The 2,235-nt window shown below is 37.5% G+C and carries 3 protein-coding genes and 1 pseudogene; all 4 read right to left on the reverse strand.

Annotated elements, in window-relative coordinates:
* Nucleotides 1–355, reverse strand: a pseudogene (locus WBJ10_RS03190) (hypothetical protein); the annotation flags it as partial.
* A gap of 76 nt (nucleotides 356–431) precedes the next feature.
* Nucleotides 432–1,013, reverse strand: coding sequence for a hypothetical protein (locus WBJ10_RS03195; RefSeq protein ID WP_424288109.1), 582 nt, complete (start codon nucleotides 1,011–1,013; stop codon nucleotides 432–434).
* Nucleotides 1,014–1,285: 272 nt separating this feature from the next.
* Nucleotides 1,286–1,978, reverse strand: a complete 693-nt coding sequence (locus WBJ10_RS03200) for a DedA family protein (protein WP_424288110.1) — start codon at nucleotides 1,976–1,978, stop codon at nucleotides 1,286–1,288.
* A 17-nt stretch (nucleotides 1,979–1,995) separates the two neighbouring features.
* The coding region (locus WBJ10_RS03205; RefSeq protein ID WP_424288111.1) for a DUF2147 domain-containing protein at nucleotides 1,996–2,235 on the reverse strand (240 nt) is incomplete at its 5' end.

Genomic DNA, 2,235 nt, shown 5'->3' on the forward strand with positions numbered 1-2,235 from the left:
CGGTTTTATCTGAAAAAGTATTCTTTCCCTTAACCCCCATAAATCCAAGAGCATAAGCGGATACTGCAGGCAGATACTGCAATTTATCATCTATACGCGTTCTGAAAGGTGGATAGTCCTCCCTTAAATCGGCATTTACATTGCCGTCCACTGCCTGCAGTAGATCGGATTCCCGGGAAAGAATGCCGTAAGCGATTAAAGAAGTGGGTACAAGGTATGGGGCCGATTTGTAAAAGGTAGAGGCCGGTTTTGATTTAACCGATACCGTATCTGAATAAATGGATAAGGTATCGGTTCTCTGGGAATAGCAATTGAAAGATATTCCTGTTAAGAATATGATGAACGCAATTTTCATAGAAATTAACTTGGTGTCTTTTAAAGTTCCTGCACTATCAAAAATGAGTTCCTGCACTGATCAACTCAGTATATGGTCAGTTCTCACAAACCACCATACCATCCGTAGTAAATATAACTTCCTTAGTGATACTACCCTTGCTTAGATCCACCAGATATTGAACCGAATTATCTGCAAGAATTAGTTTCTCGATTTGAGTACCCGCGGAATAATCAGCATATTTTGCTTTCAAAGTATTCTTTATTTTTGTACTGGCAGTTGTCAAAGGGACGTCTTCTTCTTGCTGAACATAAGTGCCGTCGGGGGTAAAAATGAGTGACAAATTGGGTGCGCCTGTTTTAGAGATGGCTAAGTCGATGGCGTCGCCACCCTTACAAAGCGGATCAGATGCCGCTTTAACCATGGCATAACCCGGGTAATTTTTAGTTACAAATTCTTTTACCCCAGCAGGCAATCTGTCTAATGTTATTTCACCGGCAGGCACAGTTGTTGCCACAGGTTCAGCGGTGTTAACTTTACTGTCTTCCATTTTCTCCTGCTGGGTCGTTTCTGCAGCCTCATCTTTATCGTCTTTTTCATTCTTCTCATTATTGCAACTAAGCATAATAAATGAAAGTGCCAGAGCCATTAAGGGCATTGTGGTTTTTTTAAAATTCATGATTGTATTTTTATGTTGATGAAATAAATTTAAACCTAAAAACTGTAGAGAAACTGTAGTGATATTTTTATTAAGAAAAGACATTACCCTATTCTAAACGCTGTAATATTGATATTTTAGTCATATGCATACTTATGACAGATTTTTCTGGATATGGCTCGACCCATCCCCCTCCTTTCAAGGATTGTCTTAAATAACCTGTGAAATATTTTACCTTCATTAATGTTTGGGGCCTGCCGGTACTTCTGGCATTAAGAAATTCATAATTATCTTCAGCTTCTAAAATTTCCTGCAACTTTCTCATTCGCCATTAAAATTTTGTAAAGTACCGGCAGGGTAGTGATCAGAGCAATTCCCAGTACTATAATTTCCAAATGCTTTTTGATGTCAAATCCAAACTGGTTTAAAAATAGCAGATACAGATATCGTCCCGAGAACAACATGAATGTTGCCCATAAAATCACCCCAAAAATACTATAAGTAATAAATTTTACTTTTTCCATACCTACAACTCCAGCTACTACAGGGGTAAATGTTCGTATAATAGGTAGAAATCTGGCAAGAATCAGAGCCATGGCACCATGCTTATCAAAAAAGGTCTTCGCTTGCAATAAATGACGTTTCTTGAAGAAAAAAGTATCGTTACGTTTCAACAATAGTTGCCCACTTTGCTTCCCGAACCAAAATCCAAGTAAATTTCCTAAAATGCCACTAATAGTAATGAGTAAAACTAATATGAATAGATCCAATAAATCAAAGCCCGACTGATATCCGGGCAAACTTTTGACCAGGGTTTTGCTGTAAATTCCCGAAACAAACAATAGACTATCCCCAGGCAAGAAAAAACCAGCCATCAAACCTGTCTCTATAAAAACTATCAGAAGTACGATCCATAATCCCCCATTAACGATGTAAAACTCAGGATTTAAAAGCTCCTGAAACGAAATGCTTAGGAAAATATCCATATGTGCAGGTTAATTATTTACTTTACTTTCTTAAACGTCATGGTTTGACCCATAAATTCAAAGTGCCAGAATCCTTTTACCTCTAACATACCATTTTCAGTAAGTAATGCAGATAAATTCCATTCTTTCCCTGTTCTAACATCATAAATTATTCCTTTTTCCCAGCGGTTTGTACTGGCATTAAATTTTAAATTCCGAAGTATCTCCAATCCGATAATTTTCCGGTTCCTTAAAGCCAGATCAGGATTTTGTTGATC

This window comes from Daejeonella sp., assembly GCF_049655485.1.
GTDB lineage: Bacteria > Bacteroidota > Bacteroidia > Sphingobacteriales > Sphingobacteriaceae > Daejeonella.

Excerpts from the sequence above, each read along its gene's own strand:
- WBJ10_RS03195 (WP_424288109.1), bottom strand. The coding sequence starts at position 1,013 with ATGAATTTTAAAAAAACCACAATGCCCTTAATGGCTCTGGCACTTTCA.
- WBJ10_RS03200 (WP_424288110.1), bottom strand. The coding sequence starts at position 1,978 with ATGGATATTTTCCTAAGCATTTCGTTTCAGGAGCTTTTAAATCCTGAG.